Consider the following 22592-nt stretch of genomic DNA (forward strand, 5'->3'; position numbering starts at 1 on the left):
GGGGGGGGGGTTTTGGGGGGGGCGGTGTGGTGGGGTCTGGCGGGGCCGGGGCCGGGCATCCCCACACCCCACCGGGCAGCCCTGCCCCGTACGCGCTAGACTGTTGGTCTTTCTGCCCTTTTTCGCCCCAGACTCATGTCCGAGCACACCCCCGCCAGCCCCGAGACCCCCGCCGACAGCCACGAGAAGCGCGATTTCATCCGCCAGATCGTGCGCGAGGACCTGGCCAGCGGAAAGCACCAGGCGATCAAGACCCGCTTCCCGCCGGAGCCGAACGGCTACCTGCACATCGGCCATGCCAAGTCGATCTGCCTGAACTTCGGCATCGCCGGCGAATTCAGCGGCGTCTGCAACCTGCGCTTCGACGACACCAACCCGGCCAAGGAAGACCCGGAATACGTGGCCGCGATCCAGGACGACGTGCGCTGGCTGGGCTTCGAGTGGAACGAGCTGCGCCATGCTTCGGACTACTTCCGGGCCTATTACCTGGCCGCCGAGAAGCTGATCGAACAGGGCAAGGCCTATGTCTGCGACCTGTCGGCCGAGGAAGTGCGCGCCTACCGCGGCACCCTCACCGAGCCGGGCCGCCCGTCGCCGTGGCGCGACCGCAGCGTCGAGGAAAACCTCGATCTGTTCCGCCGCATGCGTGCCGGTGAGTTCCCGGATGGCGCGCGCACCCTGCGCGCGAAGATCGACATGGCCAGCGGCAACATCAACCTGCGCGATCCGGCGCTGTACCGCATCAAGCACGTCGAGCACCAGAACACCGGCAACGCGTGGCCGATCTACCCGATGTACGACTTCGCCCACGCGCTGGGTGATTCGATCGAGGGCATCACCCACTCGCTGTGCACGCTGGAGTTCGAAGACCACCGCCCGCTGTACGACTGGTGCGTGGACAACGTCGATTTCGCCCATGACGATGCGCTGACCCAGCCGCTGGTCGATGCCGGCCTGCCGCGCGAAGCCGCCAAGCCGCGCCAGATCGAGTTCTCGCGCCTGAACATCAACTACACGGTGATGAGCAAGCGCAAGCTGATGGCGCTGGTCACCGAGCAGCTGGTGGACGGCTGGGAAGACCCGCGCATGCCGACCCTGCAGGGCCTGCGTCGCCGTGGCTACACCCCGGCCGCGATGCGCCTGTTCGCCGAGCGCGTGGGCATCAGCAAGCAGAATTCGCTGATCGACTTCAGCGTGCTGGAAGGCGCGCTGCGCGAAGACCTGGACAGCGCCGCGCCGCGCCGCATGGCGGTGGTCGATCCGGTCAAGCTGGTGCTGACCAACCTGCCGGAAGGCCATGAAGAACAGCTGACCTTCAGCAACCACCCGAAAGACGAGAGCTTCGGCAGCCGCGAAGTGCCGTTCGCACGCGAAGTGTGGATCGACCGCGAGGACTTCGCCGAAGTGCCGCCGAAGGGCTGGAAGCGCCTGGTGCCGGGTGGCGAAGTGCGCCTGCGCGGCGCCGGCATCATCCGCTGCGACGAAGTGATCAAGGATGCCGGCGGCACCATCACCGAGCTGCGCGGCTGGCTGGATCCGGAATCGCGTCCGGGCATGGAAGGCGCCAACCGCAAGGTCAAGGGCACCATCCACTGGGTCAGCGCCGTGCATGGCGTGCCGGCCGAGATCCGCCTGTACGACCGCCTGTTCTCGGTGCCGAACCCGGATGATGAATCGGAAGGCAAGACCTACCGCGATTACCTCAATCCGGAATCGCGCCGCACCGTCACCGGCTATGTCGAGCCGGCCGCGGCCAGCGCCGCGCCGGAGCAGTCGTTCCAGTTCGAACGTACCGGCTACTTCGTCGCCGACCGCCGCGACCACACCGAAGCCAAGCCGGTGTTCAACCGCAGCGTGACCCTGCGCGATACCTGGTCGGCCTGAGGACCTGCGCGGGCGCCAGCACGGCGCCCGCACGCCATCGACAATGATCACCGCCCTCTCCGTCCTGTTCTGGTTCATCTCGCAGCATCCGCTGCTGACGTTCTTTGCAGCGATGGTGCTGGCCGGGCTGGTCTCGTGGTGGCGGCGCTTTCCGGGCTACGCCATCGTGGTGTTCCCGCTGGCGATGCTCAACATGTTCCTCGGCCACTTCCTCAACGCCACCTTCCTCAACGTGGTGGGCGAGCGTGGTGAAGCGGTGATCGTCAAGGCCGAGCGAACCAGCTCCACGCTCAACGAACAGTACATCTGGCGCTACGAAGGGGTGCTGCGTACCGCCGAGGGCCGCGACGTGGACGTGGTGTTCCACACCAACACCGCTTCGCTGTGGCCCTTGGAAAACGCCATCCGTATCCCGGCGCGCGACCAGCCGTTCGTGGTCAAGTACACGCCGGGCTTCCCACGCAACTTCGTCATCCTCACCAATGAATCCCCGCACGGCGTCGCCCAGGCCCGGGCCAGCGCGCGCGAGCGGGTGGAGGTGGCGGCACGCAAGCTGCATTTCAGCCCGGGCAATGCCGATTTCCGCGCGGACTATCGCCGCGAGCTGGAAAGCTGGCTGCGCGACCACGGCAACGATCCGCAGCAGCAATCCGACGCGCAGCGATATCGCGCCGAACTCGACGCGCTCGACCGCTAGATGCCCAGGCCCTGCCTGGATGTTCCACCCCATCCACCCCACAGGCCTGACATGACCACGACCTCCGCCGCTCTCCTCCCGCTGCTGCAGCAGGTCCTTCAGGACGCGGGCGTCGCCAGCCACGTCGACGGCAACGCGCTGCTGCTGGACAGCGGCCTGCGCCTGACCCCGCATGCAATGGCCGCACACGCGCGCGACAACGGTGGTTGGCAGACCTCCACCGTCATTGAAAGCCAGCATCCGCAGTTGTTCGCCGATGGTCTGTTCGAGTACCAGCACGCAAATGGTGCCGATGAGCAGGCATCGCTGTTTTCCGGCTTCCAGGCCTGGGCCCGGGTGGACCTGGTGACCCTGCAGACCGCGATCGGCGCCCAAGACGCACAGGGCCTGCCGATGATGGGCCTGACCTATCCGGCCGGTGACAATGGCGAGGAACACGAGCGCACTGTAGTGCTGGGGCCGTTGGCGCACTACCGTGCACAGGAAGTGGATGCCTCCACCTGCAGCGAAGACGATCATGGCTCCTGCCCCTGCTGCCTGTTCACCCGCAGCATGGAGGCCTTCGACGAGCTGCTGAGAGCCCGCCAATTCCTCGCCATCCGCCTGTTCGCCTCGCGCGATGCCGACGGCCTGTGCGAGGCCGATTGCCGGGTCAACGGCCACGACTTCGCCGCCGCCCTGCCCCTGCTGCGCGCCTACGCGGCCAGCTGGCCGCAGGCCGGGCTGGAGTTCCGCAAGCAGTACGTGGTGATCCGCACCGGCTCGCCAGGCTGACCCACGCCCACACCCGATACAGGCCCGTGCGGCTACACTGCGCGCCGGTTCCCCAAGCAACCGCACTTTTTCCCATCCCACACGAGGCACCCCCGCGATGCTGTACGCGCAAGTCCACCTGACCCTTCCCGCCTGGATCCACGACCAGATCGACCTGGATCGTCGATATCCGGGCGATGAGGCCAAGGTCGCGCTGGCGATCGAGCTGTCGCGGCTGAACGTCGAGCACGCCAGTGGCGGCCCGTTCGGTGCGGTGGTGTTCGGCCCGGACGACAAGGTCATCGCCGCTGGCGTGAACCGGGTGATGCCGCACGCGACCTCGCTGGCGCACGCCGAGAACATGGCCTACATGCTGGCCCAGCAGCGCCTGCAGACCCCGCGCCTGAACGCGGTGCTGTCGCCGGTCACCCTGGCCACCAGTTCGCAGCCGTGCTGCCAGTGCTATGGCGCTACCGTGTGGGCGGGCATCGACCGCTTGCTGATCGGTGCCAACTCGGCCGACGTCGAGGAACTGACCCCGTTCGATGAAGGCCCGCTGCCGGCCGACTGGGTCGGCGAGCTCAACAAGCGTGGCATCGAAGTGGTGCAGGGCCTGAACCGCGACGCCGCGCGCACCGTGCTGCGCGCCTATGGGGAAAGCGATGGCGCCCGTTACTGACACCGGCATCGGCCTGCTGTGCCTGTGCCGGCAGGGCTTCGAGCCCGAGCTGGCCGGCGAGCTGCAGTTCCGCGCCGGCGAAGCCGGTTTCGCAGGTTATGCGCGTACCCAGCGCAATGACGGCTACGTGCTTTTCATGTGCGACGAAGCCGCCGCGCTGGCGCCGCGCCTGCGCTGGCGCGAGCTGATCTTCGCGCGGCAGAAGCTGGTGGTGCTGGCCGAGCTGCCGCAGCTGGACCCGGCCGACCGCATTACCCCGATGCTCGACGTGCTGGCTGATGCGCCGCGCTTCGGCGACCTGTGGGTGGAACACCCGGACTCGGACGCCGGCAAGCCGCTGTCCGGGTTGGCCCGTGCCTTCGGCAATGCGCTGCGCCCGGCGCTGCGCAAGGCCGGCAAGCTCACTGACAAGCCGAACAACCGCCTGCCGCGCCTGCACGTGGTGTTCGTCGACGGCACCCACGCCTTCGTCTGCGTGGCCGACCCGGCCGACAGCGCGCCGTGGGCACTGGGCATCCCGCGCCTGAAGCTGCTGCCCGAAGCACCCTCGCGTTCGGCGCTGAAGCTGGACGAAGCACTGCTGACCCTGCTGACGCCGGAAGAACGCGAAGCACTGGCCCAGCCCGGCATGCGTGCGGCCGACCTGGGTGCCGCCCCCGGCGGCTGGACCTGGGTGCTGACCCGCCAGCACATGCACGTGTTGAGCATCGACAACGGCCCGCTGCGCCAGCACGTGCTGGACACCGGCCTGGTCGAGCACCTGCGCGCCGATGGCTTCCACTGGCATCCGGAACAGCCGCTGGACTGGATGGTCTGCGACATGGTCGAGCAGCCGCGCCGCGTAGCCGAACGCATGGCCACCTGGTTCCGCGAAGGCTGGTGCCGGCACGCGATCTTCAACCTGAAGCTGCCGATGAAGAAGCGCTGGGACGAAACCCGCCTGTGCCTGGACCTGTTCCAGGACCAGGCCGGCAAGCCGCTGGTGGTGCGTGCCAAGCAGCTCTATCACGACCGTGAGGAGATCACGGTACTGGCCTCGCCGCTGCGCTGAGGCCATCACGTCCGCCGGGCATACCCCGGCGCCGCAGAGGGAGGAGCATCCATGCGACATCGAACGATTCCGCTGCTGATCACCCTGCTGGCCGCCGCACCAGCGGTGGCCCAGCAATTGCCGCACACCCCGGCACAAAGCCAGCCGCTGGGCCCCACCGGCGGCGCGATCCGCCAGCAACCGCTGGATGCGGGCCGGGTCAGCGGCAGCGTCGAGATTCCGCAGCCGGCCGGCGAGGCGCAGGTGACCGTGCGTTCACTGGAACCGAGCAGCGTGGTTGGCCAGTACCGGATCCACTTCGCTGCGCTGGATGTGAACGGCGATGGTTTCATCAGCCGCGAGGAAGCGCAGGCGAATCCGGCGCTGGCCGATGAGTTCAATGCGTTGGACGTGAAGCGTCGCGGCAAGCTGGATCGTGCCGACCTGGCCGGCTGGCTGGTGGATTGAATCCACCCGCGATCTTCATCCACGCATGGCGTGGATCTACTGGAGCAACGGCGGTAGCAGCGCCCGCTTTCGGTAGGTGCCAACCTTGGTTGGCACAACATCGGAACGCCGTCGCCCCATCTGGGCCGACGTGACCTGGCAGACGTGCCAACCAAGGTTGGCACGTACCAGAGCGGGATCCCGTGGTTGCTACCGCGCCAGCGGTGCCCGCAGCATCGTGCGGTTCGCGCTCCGGCTACACCCCGGCGGCGCGCTTCCAGAATGCCTGCACCAGCGGCGGCCATTTGCCGACGCAGCCCAGCGCGCGACCGCGGGCCAGGGTCAGGTGCATTTCGTCGTTGGAGAACAGGCGGTTGATCGCATCGAAGCTGTAGGCGGCGATGTGGTTGTCGCTGCGCCGTTCGCGTGCCCAGCGCTGCAGGCGCTGCGGCGACAGCCGCGGCTGGCCACGGCGCTCGGCCGACGGCGCCAGCCACTGCTGCAGGGCGGCCACATCGCGCAGGCCCAGGTTCACGCCCTGCCCGGCCAGCGGATGCACCACGTGCGCGGCATCACCCAATGCCAGCACACGGCCGGCCACGTAGTGACGTGCCAGCTGGCGGCGCAGCGGGAAGGCTGCGCGCGGTGATGCCAGCCGCAGCTCACCCAGCCGCGCCGCGAAGGCGCGGGTCAGTTCGCGGTTGAAGCTGTCTTCGTCCAGCGCCAGCACGCGCGCGGCCTCGTCCTCGGGCAGGGTCCAGACGATCGAGCTGCGGCGCTCGGCCACCGGCAGCAGCGCCAGCGGCCCGCTCGGCAGGAAACGCTGCCAGGCGGTGGCCTGGTTGGGAAGATCGCTGTCCACGTAGGCCACCACGCCACGCTGGTGGTAGTCATGCTTTTCAACCTCGATCCCGGCCAGTTGGCGCAGGGTCGATTCGGCGCCGTCGGCGGCTACCGCCAACGCCGCTTCCAGGCGACGACCGTCATCCAGGCGCAGGCGCACGCCGTCGTCGTCCTGCTCCAGCGCTTCCACCCGCGCCGGGCAGTGCAGCTGCACGCCCGCCGCCGGCAACGCCGCCCACAGGCGATCCTGCAGCAGGCCGTTCTCGACGATGTAGCCCAGTTCACGACGGCCGAAGCGATCGGCATCGAACAGCAGATCTTCGCCACCGGCCGCATCCCACACCTGCATGCGCCGGTAGGGCCAGGCGCGGGCCTGCACGATCGCCGGCCACACGCCCAGGCGGTTCAACAGTTGTACGTTGTCAGCAGCGAAGGCGAACACGCGCAGGTCAGGCTGTGCGGCCTGCCACGGCGCGGGCTCACGACCTTCCACCAGCGCAACCGACAGGCCGGCATCGGCCAGCGCCAGCGCGCACGCGGCACCGACCACGCCACCACCGACGATGGCCACATCAAGGCGCATGCGCCGGCTCATGCGGCTTCTCCGCGGCACAGGCGCGGCACTTCGCCGCGGAAGCCCATCGCGCCACCGACCAGCATCGACTGCACCGATGCGCGTTGCGCGGCCACCAGGCCGAGGCTGCGCAGCGGCCGCATCAGCGGCGCCGGGTTGCTGGTCAGGCGCGCCAGGCCGCCGGAGAACGCCACCGTCTGCCGGCGATCTTCCTCGCGGCGCGCGACATAGGCCTGCAGCAGTGCATCACTGCCGGCATCTTCATGCGCATCCTCCAGCAGCTCGGCCAGGGTCAGCGCATCGCGCAGGCCCAGGTTGAAGCCCTGTGCACCCAGCGGATGAATGGTCTGCGCGGCGTTGCCCAGCAGCACCGTGCGCTCACCGGCCAGGGCGCGCGCCAGCACCTGGATGAGCGGGTAGGCGCTGCGCGGGCCGGACTCGAGCAGGCGGCCGGCACGCCAGCCGATCGCGTTCTGCAGGCGTTGCAGCCAAGCGGCATCGTCCAGCGCCATCACCGCATCGGCCTGGTCGCGCGCAACACCATGCACGGTGCCGAAGTGACGATCGCCGCGCGGCAGCAGGGCCGTCGGGCCGGTATCGGTGAAACGCTCCCACGCGGTGCCATCCGGCGCGCGCTGGCTGCGTACACGGGCCACGAACAGGGTCTGCTGGAAATCATGGCGGTCGACCTCGATGCCCAGTGCACCACGCACGCCACTGGTCGTACCGTCGGCACCCACCACCAGCCGTGCCAGCAATATGCGCTCGCCGGCCTCATCGGCGACCCGCACCTGGCGGTAGCCGTCGACCACTTCACCCAGGCCCAGGAACCGCATCGGCCGGTAACGGCGCAGCCGCGGCAGCTCCTGAAGCCGCGCTTCCAGCGCCTGGCCGAAGTCGCGGGCGACCACCACCTGGCCGAACCAAGGCCGGTCGTAATCGGCCGCTTCCAGCTGCACGCGGCCGAAATCGCCGGCACGGCTGACGTGGATGCGCCGGATCGGGCCCGGTGCCATCGCCAGCTTCTGCATCACCCCCAGCGCGGTCAGCGCATTGACGGTGGCAGCGGCGAAACTGAGATTGCGCTGGTCGAACACCGCCGGCAGCTCGCCGGCCGGGCTGGCCTCGAGCAGGCCCACGTCGCGGCCGAGGCGGTCCAGGGCAATGGCCAGGCTGGCGCCGACCAGGCCACCACCGACAATCAGCACGTCATGTCGTTCACTCATGCGTTCATGATACGCGCTCGCCCCGTCTGTACGCCGAACGGCCGGTCCTGCGCCAACCCGCGCGGCGGGCTAGAATGAAACCTGAATCCGCTCCGGGCCCGCCACCATGTCCGACACTGCCAACCGCGCCTTCGTCCTGTCCGTGCTCGTTCTGGTGCTGGCAGCGACCCGTGTCAATCACTTCGCGGCGATCCCCGATGCCTCATGGGCGGTGTTCTTCATCGGTGGCTTCTACCTGGCCCGCTGGACGCGCTGGGCGTTCCCGCTGCTGATGGTGTTCGCGGTGCTGGTGGACTGGATCGTGATCCGCAGCAGCGGCCTGGACTTCTGGCAGCACTACTGCGTGTCGCCGGGCTACTGGCTGCTGCTGCCGGCCTATTTCTCGCTGTGGGCCGGCGGCATGCTGCTGGGCCGCAACTACCAGAGCGCGCGCTGGCCGGTACTGGCCAAGGGCGCGCTGCTGCTGGTCGCCTCGGTGGCGGTCTGTCACCTGCTGGCGCAGGGCGGCTTCTACTGGACCAGCAGCAACGTGGCCGAGCCGACCCTGGCCGGCTGGGCACAGAACTACGCGCAGTGGTTCGGCCCCTACCTGCGCACCACGGCGATCTACGTGGCGCTGGCCGCCGCCCTGCAGCTGGCCGTGGAGCAGGTGTTGAAGCTCCAGCAGGCCCGCCGCGACATCCACCACTGAGCCGCGACATGGGTCATCGCCTCTCGCGCATCTACACCCGCACCGGCGACGACGGCAGTACCGGCCTCGGTGACGGCCAGCGCGTGCCCAAGGATGACGCCCGGGTGGCGTCCTACGGCACCGTCGACGAGGCCAATGCCGCGCTCGGCCTGCTGCTGGCCGTGCCCCTGCCCGAGGATGTGCGCGCGCTGGTGGTGCATCTGCAGCACCAGTTGTTCGACCTGGGCGCCGAACTGTGCATCCCCGGCCACGCGGCGATCCAAGCCGCCGATGTCTCGGCCCTGGAACAGCAGCTGGACCATTACAACGCCGACCTGCCGATGCTGAAGGAATTCATCCTGCCGGCCGGCGGCGAAGCCGCCGCGCGCTGCCATCTGGCCCGCACCATCGTCCGCCGCGCCGAGCGCGAAACGGTCACCCTGGCCCGCCACGAGGCCGTGCGCAGCGAGGCGTTGCAGTACCTGAACCGGTTGTCGGACCTGTTGTTCGTGCTGGCCCGGGTGCTGGCCCGCGCCGACGGCCAAGGCGAAGCGCTGTGGCAACCACAGCAGCGCCAGCGCTGAGCCTGCACGATGCTGGTCTACACCCATCCGTCCTGCCTGCTGCACGACCCCGGTCCGGGCCATCCCGAGTGCCCGCAACGCCTGCAGCATGTGCTGGACGCGCTGCACACCGCGTTCCCCGGCCAGCTGGAGTGGCGCGAAGCGCCACCGGCCAAGTTCGGTGAACTGACCCGGGTCCACGACAGCGCCCTGCTCGACTTGGTGCTGCAACCGCAGACCGCACCGCTGCGCCAGCTGGACATGGACACCTGGACCTCACCCGGCTCGGCCAGCGCCGCCGTGCACGCCGCCGGTGCCGGCGTGGCCGCGGTCGATGCGGTGATGCTGGGCGACGACCCGCTGGCCTTCTGCGCGGTACGCCCGCCGGGCCACCACGCCACCAGCAGCACGGCGATGGGCTTCTGCCTGCTCAACAACATCGCCATCGCCGCCGCCTATGCCCGCGACCGCCACGGCCTGGAACGGATCGCGGTGGTCGACTTCGACGTCCACCACGGCAATGGCACCCAGGACATCTTCCAGCACGACGCCCGGGTCTCGTACTACAGCACCCACCAGGCCGGGCTGTTCCCCAATTCCGGCCTGCGCCGTGACCGCGGTGCCGGCAACCTGATGAACATCCTGCTGCCGCCGGGCAGCGGTGGCTTCCGCTTCCGCAACGTCTGGGCCGACGAGATGCTGCCGGCCATCGACGACTTCCGCCCGCAGCTGCTGCTGATCTCGGCCGGCTTCGACGCCCACCTGCGTGATCCGCAGGCGGACCTGATGCTGGAGACCGACGATTTCGCCTGGATCACCGGTGAACTGCACGCGCTGGCACGCCGTCACGCGGCCGGCCGGGTGGTCTCGATGCTGGAGGGTGGCTACGACCTGCAGGCCCTGGCCGAGTGCAGCGTGGCCCATGTCCAGGCCCTGCTCACGCCGTCCGTGGGCACCTCCGCCGGATGAACCCGAACCGGCAGGCTCTGGCGTCCTTCATTGCCCCTATGCAAGGGATGGGGCAAGCTACCGTCCGTTTTCGCCCGAATCCGAACCGCGTGCGCCGAGCCCTCCGCCTGCTTCCCCTGCCTCTGAGCATCGCCATCAGCCTGCCGGCGATGGCCGATGAAAAGCCGCTCAACTGGGGCCTGTGCCCGGCCACCGACGTCATTCCCGCGTTCACTGACGCCCCCACCCCGGTCCCGGCCCAGGACAAGGCTGCCGCCGCGGCCGCCCGCGAGCAGCAGCCGACCGACATCGAGGGTGACCAGCTGCTGGGCACCACCACCGTGCCGCAGTACGAGGGCAACGTGGCGCTGCGCCGGGGTGACCAGTTCGTCGGTACTGACAAGCTCAGCTTCGACACCGAGACCGGCAACTACATCGCCGACGGCAATGTCCGCTACCAGGACGGGTCGATCCGGATGGTCGCCAAGCGTGCCGAAGGCAACCAGGAAAGCGACACCCACAAGATCTCCGACATCAAGTACCAGCTGGTGTCGCGCCGGGGCAACGGCGATGCCGAGTCGGTCGACCTGCAGGGTGCGGTCGGCCAGATGCACCGCTCCACCTACACCACGTGCGACCCCTCGCAGCCGGTGTGGAAGCTGTCTGCGCCGCAGATCGAAGTGGACAACGACGAGGGCTTCGGCACCGCGCGCAACGCCGTGCTGCGCATCGGCAAGGTGCCGGTGCTGTGGGCGCCGTACTTCAAGTTCCCGATCGATGATCGCCGCAAGACCGGCCTGCTGTTCCCGCAGCTGGGCATGTCCGGGCGCAACGGCTTCGACTACGCGCAGCCGATCTACTTCAATCTGGCGCCGAACTACGACGATACGCTGACCCCGCGCTACATGAGCCGGCGCGGCCTGCTGCTCGACAACGAGTTCCGCTACCTCTACAACGGCGGCCGCGGCGAGGTGCTGACCTCGTTCATGCCCAACGACCGCCTGCGTGACCGTGACCGCGGCCGGGTGATGTTCACCGGCTACCACAACGTGGACAGCCACTGGCAGGCCCGCGCCAACCTGGCCTGGGTCAGCGACGAGCGCTATGTCGAGGATTTCGCCAACCGCCTGGTCGGGGTCACCGCCTCCAACCTGCAGAGCACGGTGGGCCTGTATGGCACCGGCCAGAACTGGACGGCAGGCATCATGGCCGACCGCTGGCAGCTGACCGACTACACCCTCGACGAGCGCGCCCTGCCCTACAACCGCCAGCCGCGCCTGTACTTCAACTGGGACAAGCCGGTCCGTTCATGGCTGGAAACCGGCATCTACGCCGAAGCCGTGCGCTTCACCCACGACGACATCAACTTCAAGAACGCCGTCGGCACCGGCGAGGATCTGCAGTACACCCGCAATGGAGTGCAGTGGACCGACGGCGTCGGTGTCAGCGGCGGTTCGCGATTGGACGTGAAGCCGTATGTGTCATTCCCGATCAGCGGCGCGGCCTGGTATGTGACCCCGACCCTGGCCTACCGCTACACCGCCTATCAGCTGGACCGTGGCCTGGTGGATGGTGTGAGAGGCATCCAGGCCCAGATCCTGAGTTCGCAAGGCATCGACCCGAACACCGCCACACCGGAACAGCTGCGCGGCAATACCTCGCCCAGCCGCAGCCTGCCGATCGGCAGCATCGACGCCGGCCTGTTCTTCGACCGCGAAACCAGCATCCGCGGCAAGTCCTTCCTGCAGACCCTGGAACCACGCCTGTTCTACCTGCGCACGCCTTACCGCAACCAGGACGAGCTGCCGATCTTCGACACCCGTGACTTCACCTTCAGCTGGGGCCAGCTGTTCCGCGATTCGCGCTATACCGGCGCCGACCGCCAGAACGACGCCAACCAGCTGACCCTGGCGGTGAGCACCCGGTTCATCGACCAGACCACCGGCAAGGAACGTTTCTCGGCCTCGATCGGCCAGATCCAGTACTTCGATGAGTCGCGGGTGACCGTCACCCCCGGCGGCGCGCCGGTGGAAAAGGGCAAGTCGGCCTGGATCGCCGACGGCAACTACATGATCAACGACCGTTGGACCCTGGGCGCCACCTACCAGTGGGACCCGAAGTACAAGCGCGAGGATCTGGCCAGCGTCCGTGCCCGCTACCTGATGCCCAACGACGGCGTGGTCAACCTGAGCTACCGCTACCGCATCAATGCCGGCGCCCTGCCCGGCGCCAACAAGCATGACCGGACCCTGCTGGAGCAGGCCGACCTGTCGTTCCTGTACCCGCTGAACGCGCGTTGGAGCCTGGTCGGCCGCTATTACTACTCGCTGCAGGACAAGGAGCCGCTGGAAATCATCGGCGGCGTGCAGTGGGACAGCTGCTGCCTGGCCGTGCGTGTGGTCGGCCGACGCTATGTGCGCAATCGCGAAGGCGAGATGAACAACTCCATCCAGGTGGAGTTCGTCCTGAAGGGCCTGAGCTCCATCGGCCAGGACACGGACCGCACTCTGCGCCGTGCTATCCTCGGCTACAACCGCGACGACCTCTATCTCGTGCCGCCCAGCAACACCGGGGCGACCCGCGATGACTACGATCCGAATCTGATCCCATGACCAAGCGCTTCCCCGTTCTACTCGCCTCGCTGCTGGCGGTGTCCAGCGTGTCCGCCCCCCTGCAGGTGCTTGCCCAGGAGGCGCAGCCGCTCGACCGCATCGCCGCCGTCGTCGATGAGGACGTGATCCTGCAGAGCGAGCTCCAGCGTGCGATCGCCAACATCAAGGCGCAGTACGCCGGGCGGGAGAACCAGCTGCCGCCGGAAGACGTGCTCAGCCGCCAGGTGCTCGAGCGCCTGGTGCTGGTCAAGCTGCAGGTGGCCCGCGCCCAGGGCAGCGGCATCCGTGTCAGCGACCAGGAGCTGAACCAGGCGATGAACTCCATCGCCCAGCAGAACGGTTCGAACCTGGACGCCCTGCGCCAGCGCCTGGCCCACGACGGCATCGATTTCAACGATTTCCGCGCATCGGTGCGTGATGAGATCACCGTGCAGCGCCTGCGCCAGAGCTTCGCGCAGAGCCGCATCAGCGTCAGCGAGGGTGAAGTCGATGCCGCGCTGAAGCAGCAGGCCACGGTAGGCAACCAGTACCACCTGGCGCACATCCTGGTCGCGTTGCCGGACGGCGCCAACGCCGACCAGATCGCCACCGGCCAGAAGAAGGCCGATGGCGTCAAGGCCCTGCTGGACAAGGGCGAGCTGGACTTCAACGCGGCGGCCGTGCGCTATTCCGACAGCCCCAATGCGCTGGAAGGCGGCGACCTGGGCTGGCGCAGCCTGGATGAAATCCCGCAGGCCTTCGCGCAGATGATGGAAAAGATGAAGCCCGGCGAAGTGGTCGGCCCGATCCGTGGCCCCAGCGGCTTCCAGCTGTTGAAGCTGGTGGAAGTGCGTGATGCCAGCGCCACCGCTGGCGCCAGCACCGTCACCGAGTACCACGGTCGCCACATCCTGGTGCGCGTGGACGATCATCAGACCGACGCGGCCGCCAAAGCCAAGATCGATACCCTGCGTGCCCGCATTGCCGGTGGCGCGGACTTCGAGACCGTGGCCAAGGAGTCCTCCGAGGACAACAACAGCAAGGGCCAGGGCGGCGATCTGGGCTGGTTCCCGGCCGATGCGTTCGGTCCGGCCTTTGGCCAGCAGGTGGCCGCCATCCAGGACGGCGGCGTCAGCCAGCCGTTCCGCACCGATGCCGGTTGGCACATCCTGCAGCGCGTGGCCACTCGCCAGACCGACGTGACCAACGACAACCAGCGTGCCCAGGTCCGCGAGACCATTGGCCGCCGCAAGCTGGAAGACGAGTACAACCGCTTCCTGCAGGAACTGCGCGGCGAAGCCTACGTCAGCTTCCGCAGTGGCGACCGCGCGGAAAACACCGCCACGCCGCCGCAGTCCTGATCGATGCGCCCCGAGCTCGCTCTGGTACCGGGCGAGCCGGCCGGGATCGGCCCGGAGCTGTGCGTCCGCCTCGTCCAGCAGCCGCGTGAAGATTGCCGGCTGCTGGCCTTCGCCGACCCGGACACCCTGCGCGCGGCCGCGGCCGCGCTGAACCTGCCGCTGCAACTGCTGCCCGAGGATGCCGAAGCGCGCGTCCCCGGCGACCTGCGCCTGCGCGTGGTGGCCAATGCCACCCCGAGCCGTTTCGGCCAGGCCGATCCGGCCAATGCCGGCGCGGTCATCGGCGCCCTGCTCGGTGCCGGCCAGGCCTGTCTGTCAGGCGAACTGCACGGCGTGGTGACCGGCCCGGTGCACAAGGCCGTCATCAACGAAGGCGGCATCGCCTACAGCGGCACCACCGAACTGCTGGCCGACCAGGCTGGGGTGAAGGTGGTGATGATGCTGGCCAACCACATCGTGCGCGTGGCCCTGGCCACCACCCACCTGCCACTGCGCGAGGTGGCCGACGCGATCACCACGCCCAGCCTGGAACACACCCTTCGCACCGTGCACGCCGCGCTGCGCCGCGAGTTCGGCCTGCCCGCGCCACGCATCGCCGTGCTCGGCCTGAACCCGCACGCCGGCGAAGACGGCCATCTGGGCCGCGAGGAACTGGACCTGGTCATCCCGCTGCTGCAGCGCCTGCGCGCGGAGGGCATGGACCTGATCGGGCCGCTGCCAGCCGATACCGCCTTCCTGCCGGCCAAGCTGGCCGGCTTCGACACCGTGCTGGCGATGTACCACGACCAGGGCCTGCCGGTGCTGAAGTACTCGGGCTTCGAGCAGGCGGTGAACCTGACCCTGGGCCTGCCCTACCCACGCGTTGCAGTGGACCACGGCACCGCGCTGGACCTTGCCGGCCGTGGCGTTGCCGACCCTTCCAGCCTGCAGGCGGCAACGACGTTGTGTGCGCAGCTTGCGCGGCAACGTACACTGAGCGCATGAATTCCCCGCATTCCCCCTCCGGCCCGGTGTTCACCGCCCCGGCCAAGAAGCAGCTTGGCCAGCATTTCCTGGCCGACCGCCACTACATCGACAAGATCGTGATGGCGGTCAACCCGAAAGACGGTGACCGCCTGGTCGAGATCGGTCCCGGCCAGGGCGCGATCACGCTGCCGCTGCTGCGCGTGCATCCGAAACTGACGGTGATCGAGTTCGACCGTGACCTGATCGCGCCGCTGACCGCCGCCGCCGAGCCGCTGGGCGAGCTGACCATCGTCCACCGCGACGTGCTGCGCGTGGACTTCACCGAGCTGGCCGCCGGCCAGCCGATCCGCCTGGTCGGCAACCTGCCCTACAACATCTCCTCGCCGATCCTGTTCCATGCACTGGAACATGCCGCGGTGATCCGCGACATGCATTTCATGCTGCAGAAGGAAGTGGTCGACCGCATGGCCGCCGGCCCCGGCAGCAAGGTGTACGGCCGGCTCAGCGTGATGCTGCAGGCCTACTGCCAGGTGACCTCGCTGTTCGTGGTGCCGCCGGGCGCGTTCCGGCCGCCGCCGAAGGTCGATTCGGCCGTGGTGCGGCTGGTGCCGCGTGATCCGGCCACGATCAACATCAACGACCACAAGCGTTTCGCCGAGGTGGTCAAGGCCGCCTTCGGGCAGCGCCGCAAGACCCTGCGCAACGCCCTGAACAACGTGGTGTCCGCCGAACAGTTCGTTGCCGCCGGCGTGCGTCCCGATGCCCGCGCCGAACAGCTGGACGTGGCCGAATTCATCGCTTTGGCCAATGCCTCCTGATTACACTGCCGGTATGGAAGACGCTGACGTTTACGCCATCTCCGTCGAAGTCGCACCGCGCTTCCTCGACGATCAATCCGCGCCGGAAGACGGACGCTATGCGTTCGCCTACACGATCCGCATCCACAACCAGGGGCGTGTTGCCGCGCGCCTGGTCGCACGCCACTGGCGCATCACCGATGCCAACGGCCGCGTCGAGCATGTCGATGGCGACGGGGTGATCGGCGAGCAGCCACGCCTGCGTCCCGGTGAAGACTTCCATTACACGTCCGGTGTCATGCTGGGGACCGATCACGGGACCATGCAGGGCCACTACGACATGGTCGCCGACGACGGCACCGAATTTGCCGCGCCGGTCGCACCTTTCGTGCTGGCCATCCCGCGTACCCTGCACTGACACGGAGGCCGGACGATGAGTGTGTGGGCGATCGGCGACCTGCAGGGCTGCTATGACGTCACCCAGCGGCTGCTGGAGAAGATCCGCTTCGACCCGGCGCAGGACACCCTGTGGTTCTGCGGCGACCTGGTCAACCGCGGTGGCCAGTCGCTGGAAACGCTGCGGCTGGTGCATTCGCTGCGCGAGCACAGCGTGGTGGTGCTGGGCAACCATGACCTTTCGCTGCTGGCCGTCGGTGCACGCACCGAAGAGGAACAGCGCAAGGTCAACCCGGACCTGCTGCGCATCGTGCAGGCCGAGGACCGCGACGAACTGCTGGACTGGCTCCGCCTGCAGAAGCTGGTGCACGTGGACCGCGAGCTGGGCTGGATGATGGTGCACGCCGGCCTGGCGCCGAAGTGGACCACGCAGATGGCCGAAAAGCATGCCGCCGAGGTCGAGGCGCAACTGCACGGTGCCGGCTACCGCAAGCTGTTCCGCAACATGTACGGCGACAAGCCGAGCTGGGCACCGAACCTGTCCGGCTACGACCGTTCACGCGCGATCATCAATGTGCTCACCCGCATGCGCTACTGCACCCCGCGCGGGCGCATCGGCATCGAGGACAAGGGCACGCCGGGCACGCAGGAACAGGGACTGTACCCCTGGTTCGAAGTGCCGGGCCGGGTCGAGCGCGATCTGAAGATCGTCTGCGGCCACTGGTCGGCGCTGGGCCTGACCATCACCCAGGGCGTGCATGCCATCGACACCGGCGCAGTCTGGGGCGGCAAGCTGACCGCGATCCAGCTCGATACCGATGAACTGCGCGTGGTGCAGGTGCCGGGCCGCGATGTCCCCGCACCCGTGCCCAACGCACGCCCGCCAGCGCGACCGGCGCACGAGCGCCCGGCGGCATCGGCGCAGGGCAAGGAACAGGGCGGCGGCAACACCCCGGCCGCCAACCCGGGCAACCGCGGCCCACGCCGTCGTCGGCGCCGTGGCGGCGGCGCGGGTGGTGGCTCTGCGGGCCCCGGCAGCAACAGTCCCCCGCCGCAGGCATGACGCGGCGCGGTGGGGCACCATGGACGGTGCTGCTGCTGACGGTGGCCCTGGCCAGCGGCTGCCAGCCCCCTTCGGCCCCGGCCCCCGCCGACGGCGGAAACGCCGGCCTCACGCCATCGCAGCCGCTGGTGGCAGCGGCGCGCGCACAGGTCGGCGTCACCACCCGCTACGACCCTGCCTATCAGGTGCTGGCCTATCCCGGCGGCGACGTTCCGGTTGATCGCGGCGTGTGCACCGACGTGGTGGTGCGTGCCCTGCGCAGCCAGGGCCTGGACCTGCAGGCGCGCGTGCATGAAGACATGCGCGGCAATTTCAGTGCCTATCCCGCGATCTGGGGCCTGTCACGGCCGGACCGCAACATCGATCATCGCCGTGTGCCGAACCTGATGCGCTGGTTCGAACGGCAGGGCTGGCAGCAACCGATCACGGCCGCCGCCACCGACTATGCGGCCGGCGACATCGTCGCCTGGAAGCTCAACGGCAACGGCCTGCTGCACGTGGGCATCGTCTCCGACCGGCGGCTGGCCAATGGCACGCCGCTGGTGCTGCACAACATCGCGCGCGGCACGCGCGAAGAGAACCTGTTGTTCCAGCACGCCATCATCGGGCATTACCGGATGCCGCAGCGACAGCCCAGGTAGAGTCGACTGTCAGTCGACTATCGCGCGCAGCGTGGGTTTTTCGGGTGACCGCCGAGAGCGGTCGACCAACAGTCGACTCTACCCCGTCGACATCCCCGTCGGTGTTTTCGTTGGTATTTGCGCGATCAGCGGCGCACGTAGTGCGCGAAGCGGAACGCGTAGGCATGGCGTTCGTCGGCCGGGTGCGGCTCGCTGCTCACTTCCCGCCAGTCCTGCATGTCGACTTCGGGGAAATGGGTATCAGCGGGGATTTCGGCATCCACCCAGGTCAGGTACAGGTCACTGGCCTGGTCCAGCAGCTGGTGGAAGATCTCGCCGCCGCCGATGATGCACAGCTCGCTGGCGCCCTCGCCTTCGGCAATCGCCTTCGCCTCGTCCAGCGACGCCACCGCGCGCATGCCCTCCAACGGCACCTGGCCGCTGCGGGTCAGCACCAGGTTGGTCCGTCCCGGCAGCACGCGGCCGATCGATTCGGCCGTCTTGCGGCCCATCAGGATCGGCTTGCCCAGGGTGAGCGCCTTGAAGTGCTTGAAATCATCCGGCAGGTGCCAGGGCATGGCATTGCCCTGGCCGATGCCACGGTTGCGGTCCAGCGCCACGATCATCGACAGCTTCAGGGCGCTCATACCGCCACCGGCGCCTTGATCGCCGGGTGCGGATCGTAACCGTCGATGCGGATGTCGTCGAACTGGAAGCCGAACAGATCGGTCACCTCCGGGTTCAACCACAGCTTGGGCAGCGCGCGCGGTTCACGCGACAGCTGCTCGCGCGCCTGCTCGAAGTGGTTCGAATACAGGTGCGCGTCGCCCAGCGTATGCACGAAATCGCCCACGCCCAGGCCGGTGGCCTGCGCCACCATGTGGGTCAGCAGCGCATAGCTGGCAATGTTGAACGGCACGCCGAGGAAGATGTCGCCGCTGCGCTGGTACAGCTGGCAGCTGAGCTTGCCGTCCACCACGTAGAACTGGAACAGGTTGTGGCACGGCATCAGCGCCATCTGTGAAAGCTCGCCCACGTTCCAGGCGCTGACCACCAGCCGGCGCGAATCGGGGTTGCGCTTGATCTCGTCCACCAGCCACTGCATCTGGTCGATCTCGCCGCCATCGGCGGTGGCCCAGCTGCGCCACTGCTTGCCGTAGACCGGGCCGAGGTCGCCGTTCTCGTCGGCCCACTCGTCCCAGATCCGCACCTGGTTGTCCTTCAGGTAGCCGATGTTGGTGTCGCCTTTCAGGAACCACAGCAGCTCGTGGATGATCGAGCGCAGGTGCAGCTTCTTGGTGGTGACCAGCGGGAAGCCGTCGGCCAGGTTGAAACGCATCTGCCAGCCGAACACGCTGCGGGTACCGGTGCCGGTGCGGTCGCTCTTCTCGGCGCCGTGCTCGAGCACATGCGAGAGCAGGTCCAGGTAAGCCTTCATGCCTTGCCCCCGGCAGTCACCGGCAGCTGCGGCTGCAGTACCGGCGCACGGCGCGACATCACCAGCAGCACCAGGCCGAAGGCAATCAGCGGCAGGCTGAGGATCTGGCCACGGGTCAGCCAGTCGAAGGCCACGTAGACGCCGTTGTCGGGCATGCGCACGAACTCCACCGCGAAGCGGAACAGTCCGTACATCAGCGCGAACAGACCGCCGACCAGGTAACGGTGGCGCGGCTTGGCCGACACGGCCCACAGCACCACGAACATCACCAGGCCTTCCAGGAAGGCTTCATACAGCTGCGACGGATGGCGCGCGAACTGGTTCAGCGCACCGGTGGCGAACTGCGCCTGCAGGGTGGCGTGGTCGAGCTGGTTCAGCGGTGCCGGCAGGCCGGACGGGAACACCACGCCCCAGGTACCGTCGGTGTACTTGCCCCACAGCTCGGCGCCGATGAAGTTGCCGATGCGGCCGAAGCCCAGGCCCAGCGGCACCAGCGGCGCCATGAAATCCATGGTGTCGAAGAAATGCAGCTTGTGCTTGCGCGACCACCACCAGCAAGCGCCCAGCACGCCCAGCAGGCCACCGTGGAAACTCATGCCGCCGTCCCACACCTTGAACAGCAGCAGCGGGTTGTGCAGGAAATCGCCCAGCGCGTAGAACAGCATGTAGCCGATGCGCCCGCCCAGCACCACGCCAAGCATGGCGTAGAACAGCAGGTCGGAGAAACCATTGGCGTCGACGCCCGGCAGGCGGCCGGCGGCGATGCGCTTGCGGCCCAGCAGCCAGGCGGCGGTGAAGCCCAGCAGGTACATGATGCCGTACCAATGCACCTTGATCGGCCCCAGCGAGAGGGCGATGGGGTCGATGTCGTGGAAATAGATCATGGAAGGTGCCTTGCGGTTGAACGCCTATTCTCGGGCCAGTGCCGCCCCGGCTCAACCAAGGAGCTGGGGCGAGTTCGGCAACGCGTCATCGTTCGACCGGGTCGAGGCTGGAAAGTGCCCTTCGATCAGGCTGGAGACCTCGTCGATGGCATCCTGCAGCGCTTCCACCGGATTGGAGCCACGCAGGCCCTCGCGCAGGTGGGTGCAGACCCGCTGCCATTGTGCCGGGCTGACCCGGCCCTGCAGGCCACGGTCGGCGACGATCTCGATGGCGTGGTCGGCCAGCAGCAGGTAGATCAGCACACCGTTGTTGTGGGTGGTATCCCAGGTGCGCAGGCGCGCGAAGGCATGTTCGGCGGCCTGGCGCGGGGTGACCTTGTGCCACAGCGCGGCCAGCGGCAGGTCCGCTTCCACCGCGAACATCACCTGGCCACCGTGGCGCTGCTCACCGGCTGCGATGGCCTCGGTGATCGCCTGCAGCGTGGCCGGCGGGAACGCGCGCCGTACCGACGGCGAAAATACATGACGACACAGTCGTTGGATCATCACCAGCCCCCCGAAGCACCACCACCGCCGGAGCGGCCACCGCCACCGGCAAAGCGGCCCGGGTGACCGGAGAGCATGGCAACAATCAGGCCCACGACGCCAGCTAGGCCACTGGCGAGCAGCGTAGAGGTGAACAGGAATGCCGCCAGCGCCGCACCGGCACCGCCGAGCAGGCCACGCAGCGGACGCGGCACGCGCGAGAAGATCCCGCGCAGGATGCTGCCGGCGAACACACCGATGAACAGCGCCAGGAACCAGGTATCGCCACCACCGCTGGGCTCACGCCCGCGATGGCCGCTGACCGGTGCCGGCAGCGCTTCCCCGTCGATCAGCTTGACCAGCACCGCCGTGGCGTCGGTGATGCCACCGGCGTAGTCGCCGCTGCGGAAGCGCGGCACCAGGTACTCCTGGATGACCCGGTTGGCGATGGCATCGGGAATCGCTCCCTCCAGACCATAACCGGGTTCAATGCGCACGCGCCGGTCGTCCTTGGCCACCACCAGCAGCACCCCGTCGTCCACGCCCTTGCGGCCGATCTGCCACTGGTCGAAGACCCGCGTGGTGTACTGCGCGATGTCTTCCGGCTGGGTGGTGGGCACCACCAGCACCTGCAGCTGGCTGCCCTTGCGCTGCTGCAGCTCAATCGCCTGCTGCACCAGCGCCTGCTTCTGCGTGGCGTCCAGCGTGCCGGTGGTATCGACCACCGGCGAATCCAGCGCCGGAATCGGAGCGAGCTGCTGTGCATGCGAAGCCAGCGGCAGCCACAGCAGCAGGGCCAGGAGCGCAGTGGCCAGGCGCATGGGTCAGTGGCCCGGCTGCGGTGCCGGCTGCTGCTGCGGCGCGCTGCCGAAATCGACCGCCGGCGCGTTGGAGATCTGCGCTTCGTTTTCCACGGTGAAGTTCGGCTTGGTCTTGTAACCGAAGATCTTGGCGGTGATCACCTGCGGGAACGAGCGGATGTAGGTGTTGTAGTCCTGCACCTGCTGGATGTAGCGGCCGCGGGCGACGGTGATGCGGTTTTCAGTGCCTTCCAGCTGGGCCTGCAGGTCGCGGAAGTTCTGGTCCGACTTCAGCACCGGGTAGTTCTCGGTGACCACCAGCAGCCGCGACAGTGCGCTGCCGAGTTGACCCTGGGCCTGCTGGAACTGCTTGAGCGAGGCTTCGTCGTCGGCGTTGACGTTGATCTGGCCAACACGCGAGCGGGCGTTGGTGACTTCGGTCAGCACGCGCTCTTCCTGGCTGGCGAAGCCCTTCACGGTCTGCACCAGGTTGGGCACCAGATCGGCGCGGCGCTTGTACTGGTTGAGCACTTCGGACCAGCTGGCCTTGACCGCTTCATCCTTCTGCTGGATGGCGTTGTAGCCGCAGCCGGACAGCAGGGAGGCCAGCAGCATCAGGGGCAGGACACGGGTGAACAGGCGCATGGCGGAGGTTCCGGGTGGACTGGGCACCGAGCATGCCACGGTTCGGGTGAAAGACCGGCCATCGGGCGCCGCCCCCTCCGCGGTGGCCATGCTCATGGATCGCCTGAGTAGTCCGGGCGGGTGGGCATGGCGGGGGACGCCGTGAATCCGTCCCTGGAGGCTTAGCCGCGCCATCCATGGCGCGGATACCCC

23 protein-coding genes and 1 pseudogene are annotated in these 22592 nt (G+C 68.1%); 16 read left to right on the forward strand and 8 right to left on the reverse strand.

Going from position 1 to position 22592, the window contains the following annotated elements; translation table 11 throughout:
* Nucleotides 1–135 precede the first annotated feature (135 nt).
* The 6 genes from O0K41_RS18160 to O0K41_RS18185 all read left to right on the forward strand — a co-directional run bounded on the left by O0K41_RS18160 (nucleotide 136) and on the right by O0K41_RS18185 (nucleotide 5511).
* Complete coding sequence (locus tag O0K41_RS18160) at nucleotides 136–1884, forward strand: glutamine--tRNA ligase/YqeY domain fusion protein (protein WP_164222595.1); 1749 nt, start codon at nucleotides 136–138, stop codon at nucleotides 1882–1884.
* 43 nt (nucleotides 1885–1927) lie between these two features.
* Nucleotides 1928–2581 carry a membrane protein gene (locus O0K41_RS18165; protein WP_012479203.1) on the forward strand — a complete coding sequence of 218 codons (654 nt, stop codon included), beginning with the start codon at nucleotides 1928–1930 and terminating at the stop codon, nucleotides 2579–2581.
* A 51-nt stretch (nucleotides 2582–2632) separates the two neighbouring features.
* Nucleotides 2633–3355 (forward strand): DUF6348 family protein, encoded by a 723-nt coding sequence (locus tag O0K41_RS18170; protein ID WP_164222598.1) that lies wholly within the window; start codon nucleotides 2633–2635, stop codon nucleotides 3353–3355.
* A gap of 97 nt (nucleotides 3356–3452) precedes the next feature.
* Complete coding sequence (locus tag O0K41_RS18175; protein ID WP_164222601.1) at nucleotides 3453–4013, forward strand: nucleoside deaminase; 561 nt, start codon at nucleotides 3453–3455, stop codon at nucleotides 4011–4013.
* On the forward strand, nucleotides 3997–5064 hold the full coding sequence (gene rlmM, locus O0K41_RS18180) for a 23S rRNA (cytidine(2498)-2'-O)-methyltransferase RlmM (protein ID WP_088436776.1): 1068 nt from the start codon (nucleotides 3997–3999) through the stop codon (nucleotides 5062–5064). Before O0K41_RS18175 ends, rlmM begins: the two co-directional genes overlap by 17 nt.
* Nucleotides 5065–5115: 51 nt before the next feature.
* Nucleotides 5116–5511, forward strand: coding sequence for a hypothetical protein (locus tag O0K41_RS18185; RefSeq protein ID WP_005408148.1), 396 nt, complete (start codon nucleotides 5116–5118; stop codon nucleotides 5509–5511).
* A gap of 235 nt (nucleotides 5512–5746) precedes the next feature.
* Here O0K41_RS18185 and O0K41_RS18190 read toward each other — a convergent pair whose 3' ends face one another.
* Nucleotides 5747–6928 (reverse strand): UbiH/UbiF family hydroxylase, encoded by a 1182-nt coding sequence (locus tag O0K41_RS18190; protein ID WP_005412304.1) that lies wholly within the window; start codon nucleotides 6926–6928, stop codon nucleotides 5747–5749.
* Nucleotides 6925–8133: a 2-octaprenyl-6-methoxyphenyl hydroxylase gene (ubiH, locus tag O0K41_RS18195; RefSeq protein WP_088436775.1), complete on the reverse strand. Its 1209-nt coding sequence runs from the start codon at nucleotides 8131–8133 to the stop codon at nucleotides 6925–6927. Before ubiH ends, O0K41_RS18190 begins: the two co-directional genes overlap by 4 nt.
* A gap of 106 nt (nucleotides 8134–8239) precedes the next feature.
* Between ubiH and O0K41_RS18200 the strand changes: the two genes are divergently transcribed.
* The 10 genes and pseudogenes from O0K41_RS18200 to O0K41_RS18245 all read left to right on the forward strand — a co-directional run bounded on the left by O0K41_RS18200 (nucleotide 8240) and on the right by O0K41_RS18245 (nucleotide 18129).
* A complete protein-coding gene (locus O0K41_RS18200) occupies nucleotides 8240–8824 on the forward strand; it encodes a hypothetical protein (RefSeq protein ID WP_049450137.1) in 585 nt (194 codons plus the stop codon).
* Nucleotides 8825–8832: 8 nt separating this feature from the next.
* Complete coding sequence (locus tag O0K41_RS18205; protein ID WP_088436773.1) at nucleotides 8833–9387, forward strand: cob(I)yrinic acid a,c-diamide adenosyltransferase; 555 nt, start codon at nucleotides 8833–8835, stop codon at nucleotides 9385–9387.
* 9 nt (nucleotides 9388–9396) lie between these two features.
* Entirely contained in the window at nucleotides 9397–10335 is a 939-nt protein-coding gene (locus O0K41_RS18210; protein WP_099606030.1) for a histone deacetylase family protein, read from the forward strand.
* 89 nt (nucleotides 10336–10424) lie between these two features.
* Nucleotides 10425–12926 (forward strand): LPS-assembly protein LptD, encoded by a 2502-nt coding sequence (gene lptD / locus O0K41_RS18215; RefSeq protein WP_164222603.1) that lies wholly within the window; start codon nucleotides 10425–10427, stop codon nucleotides 12924–12926.
* Nucleotides 12923–14251 (forward strand): annotated as a pseudogene (locus tag O0K41_RS18220) (peptidylprolyl isomerase); the annotation flags it as partial. The gene lptD and the pseudogene O0K41_RS18220, both read left to right, overlap by 4 nt.
* Nucleotides 14252–14269: 18 nt before the next feature.
* Nucleotides 14270–15250 (forward strand): 4-hydroxythreonine-4-phosphate dehydrogenase PdxA, encoded by a 981-nt coding sequence (pdxA, locus tag O0K41_RS18225; protein WP_049450134.1) that lies wholly within the window; start codon nucleotides 14270–14272, stop codon nucleotides 15248–15250.
* The gene (gene rsmA, locus O0K41_RS18230; protein WP_005408139.1) at nucleotides 15247–16050 is read left to right on the forward strand and encodes a 16S rRNA (adenine(1518)-N(6)/adenine(1519)-N(6))-dimethyltransferase RsmA; all 804 of its coding nucleotides are present in this window, start codon (nucleotides 15247–15249) and stop codon (nucleotides 16048–16050) included. Before pdxA ends, rsmA begins: the two co-directional genes overlap by 4 nt.
* A gap of 13 nt (nucleotides 16051–16063) precedes the next feature.
* Entirely contained in the window at nucleotides 16064–16447 is a 384-nt protein-coding gene (gene apaG, locus O0K41_RS18235; protein ID WP_005412297.1) for a Co2+/Mg2+ efflux protein ApaG, read from the forward strand.
* A gap of 15 nt (nucleotides 16448–16462) precedes the next feature.
* Nucleotides 16463–17488 (forward strand): symmetrical bis(5'-nucleosyl)-tetraphosphatase, encoded by a 1026-nt coding sequence (locus O0K41_RS18240; RefSeq protein WP_024958642.1) that lies wholly within the window; start codon nucleotides 16463–16465, stop codon nucleotides 17486–17488.
* Nucleotides 17485–18129, forward strand: a complete 645-nt coding sequence (locus O0K41_RS18245) for a DUF1287 domain-containing protein (protein ID WP_164222606.1) — start codon at nucleotides 17485–17487, stop codon at nucleotides 18127–18129. Before O0K41_RS18240 ends, O0K41_RS18245 begins: the two co-directional genes overlap by 4 nt.
* A 125-nt stretch (nucleotides 18130–18254) precedes the next feature.
* On the opposite strand, the gene O0K41_RS18250 is transcribed toward O0K41_RS18245, so the two are convergent.
* From O0K41_RS18250 to O0K41_RS18275, 6 genes are read right to left on the reverse strand one after another with little or no spacing between them, the layout of a single operon-like run.
* On the reverse strand, nucleotides 18255–18746 hold the full coding sequence (locus O0K41_RS18250) for a dihydrofolate reductase (protein WP_049450181.1): 492 nt from the start codon (nucleotides 18744–18746) through the stop codon (nucleotides 18255–18257).
* Between the two features lie 5 nt (nucleotides 18747–18751).
* A complete protein-coding gene (locus O0K41_RS18255) occupies nucleotides 18752–19546 on the reverse strand; it encodes a thymidylate synthase (RefSeq protein WP_012510096.1) in 795 nt (264 codons plus the stop codon).
* Nucleotides 19543–20430: a prolipoprotein diacylglyceryl transferase gene (gene lgt / locus O0K41_RS18260; RefSeq protein WP_012479192.1), complete on the reverse strand. Its 888-nt coding sequence runs from the start codon at nucleotides 20428–20430 to the stop codon at nucleotides 19543–19545. Before lgt ends, O0K41_RS18255 begins: the two co-directional genes overlap by 4 nt.
* 51 nt (nucleotides 20431–20481) lie before the next feature.
* Nucleotides 20482–20976, reverse strand: coding sequence for a TPM domain-containing protein (locus O0K41_RS18265; protein ID WP_033834745.1), 495 nt, complete (start codon nucleotides 20974–20976; stop codon nucleotides 20482–20484).
* Nucleotides 20976–21776 (reverse strand): TPM domain-containing protein, encoded by an 801-nt coding sequence (locus tag O0K41_RS18270; RefSeq protein ID WP_308304549.1) that lies wholly within the window; start codon nucleotides 21774–21776, stop codon nucleotides 20976–20978. The genes O0K41_RS18265 and O0K41_RS18270 overlap by 1 nt, the downstream gene beginning before the upstream one ends.
* Nucleotides 21777–21779: 3 nt before the next feature.
* A complete protein-coding gene (locus tag O0K41_RS18275; RefSeq protein ID WP_164222612.1) occupies nucleotides 21780–22400 on the reverse strand; it encodes a LemA family protein in 621 nt (206 codons plus the stop codon).
* Nucleotides 22401–22592: the final 192 nt, after the last annotated feature.

Origin of the sequence: Stenotrophomonas sp. Sm2128, from assembly GCF_030985535.1 — a bacterium.
GTDB classification, from domain to species: Bacteria; Pseudomonadota; Gammaproteobacteria; order Xanthomonadales; family Xanthomonadaceae; genus Stenotrophomonas; species Stenotrophomonas maltophilia.